The organism is Brasilonema bromeliae SPC951 (genome assembly GCF_012912135.1).
In the GTDB taxonomy this organism is placed as follows: Bacteria; Cyanobacteriota; Cyanobacteriia; order Cyanobacteriales; family Nostocaceae; genus Brasilonema; species Brasilonema bromeliae.
This window is the reverse complement of record NZ_QMEB01000389.1, coordinates 1-2029: the sequence shown is the minus strand read 5'-3', so window position 1 is coordinate 2029 and position 2029 is coordinate 1. Positions and strand designations below refer to the sequence as shown.

Here is a 2029-nt window from a genome sequence, read left to right as displayed (position 1 = left end):
CAAATGATTCGCCCAGCAATAAGTCAAAGTTACCTCAGCCGAAGGAAGAGTGCGACCGCATCAAAGATTTGTTCTGGCTGAACTGTTGTGTCAGTTTGATAGCTTAGATGAAACCATTGCTCGTTTTGATGAGGAAATAAAAAAGTACTGTGGACTTTTTGAGGCAGTTGTGGAACTTCTGGACCGCTAGCTGACTATAGCGGTTCTCAGTTGGGTGCAATATAGTAACAGCAGTGGGTGAACCATCCAATGATGTCTTTTTTAGTTACTGTATTGAGGGCATTTGTTATAAAGCAATTGAAGAATCATTTGAAACCAGTAGTCTAGTTTCAGAAGATACAGAGGAGCTAGAGCAAAATCAGAAAAAAGATTTACTTAATTGCATCTATCAGGTAATTCCTCAAGCTGAACAACGACCCTTTTACTTATTTGCAATTGATACAACGCCTTACAAACGTCCTTATGCTAGAACTCTAATTGAGCGAGGGTATATTTATCAACCTAACACAATAAAAGGCAACAAACCGATCAACATAGGTCATTCTTACTCTATCGTTTCACTGTTACCAGAGAAAGATTCAAAGCAGACTGCAACTTGGTCGATTCCTTTGTCTGGAAAACGGGTACCAATATCTTCAAATGGTGTCAGTGTGGGAAGTGAGCAAATTAACAATATTATGTCCTGCCCTCAAGTTCCGTGGTCTGGGAAATTATCTGTTTTAGCTGCGGATAGTACTTATAGTCAACGTTCATTTTTAGTAGAACAAGCCCAGCACAAAAATTTAGTGCTCATTGCCAGAACCCGTAGCCATCGTGTCTTCTATCAGTCTCCTTCTATACAAGAAACCCCAAAAAAACGTGGTTGCCCAAAAAAGTACGGTGAACGTTTTAGTCTTGCAGATTCTTCCACTTGGCATGAACCGGTCAGCCAAATTGGTGGCAGTTAAGTAGCTTTATTTTAGTTGGTGTTATAATTACGATTATTTTTGAAGCTCTAGCTACTGGAGTGCTTAACAGATGGGAATATGCTAATATCATGCTGATGCTTCCATTCTTCGGTACTGCCTTGCTTCCATTGCTTCAGTGGATACTGATACCACCCATAATTATCTGGTTCGTTCAACGGCAACTTTCTAATGTCAGGTAAATTTTTGAATTTATTACTTAATCTCTAATCGAATAGGAGTAAAGAACTTAAAAAATCAGCTTGTATTAAGCTACCTTCGATATCTTCGACATTATAGTATAGTCTTCACCAAATTTACAAATTGCCTCACAATGCTGACGTAAGTCAGAAAATAGAATGTATTTAATTGAGATGTTTTGCTGTTGAATACAGGGTCTTTTGAGTTGCATAATTACTTCTTTCTCTCGTATATTTGGAACTACTAAAAATAGTGTCTTTAAATTATTAGGAAAAGAAATTGCCAAGTCTGTCAGTCTTAAAATTCCTGAGTAAATAGAAGTACTCTTCTCAACCTCAAAACCACTAATAATTTGATTAGTACTTTTTTCTAACCATAGAACATCAATTAAATTGATTGTGTTCAAAGTATCTTTATCTATTTCCATTGCCGGAAGACAAGGAAGACAAAAGAAAGAGAACTTATTTTCTGCAAAAGATTTTGAGCGGTCGTTTGCTGCTGCTATCACAGCATATCCTAACGATTGACCTATTTTCAGGAGATGATATTGCATCTCAGTATGTAAATCTTCTTCCTCTCTTTCAAACGAAACTTCTGTATGACGTTTCGCCATTAGTTTTTCTACTTTGCTTCTCTGCGTTTCATCAATAACTTGTTTATTATTAATAATTAGCTTATTTGAGCCAATCTCAAATAGAAGCCCAGCGAAAGCACCCAGGTCACTGGAAAGAATATTTTTATATTGCTGATTTACTTGGATAATAATTTCTCGCATCCGCAAGTAACTATCCCAAGAACCTAATTTTTGCTTCTCGCTAAAGAGATAGTTAAAACCGTTGACTATAGCAGTGTTGAAGGGAGGGATAATCGTTGGGTGTAAGAAA

The 2029-nt window shown here is 36.9% G+C and carries 2 protein-coding genes; one reads left to right on the top strand and one right to left on the bottom strand.

Annotated elements, in window-relative coordinates:
* Positions 1-233 precede the first annotated feature (233 nt).
* Positions 234-947, top strand: coding sequence for a transposase (locus DP116_RS27890; RefSeq protein ID WP_339381647.1), 714 nt, complete (start codon positions 234-236; stop codon positions 945-947).
* Positions 948-1212: 265 nt separating this feature from the next.
* Here the strand turns inward: DP116_RS27890 and DP116_RS27885 are convergent.
* Positions 1213-2029, bottom strand: an 817-nt coding sequence (locus DP116_RS27885; RefSeq protein ID WP_169158205.1) for a type II restriction enzyme NmeDI-related protein, incomplete at its 5' end; no start/stop codon positions are given.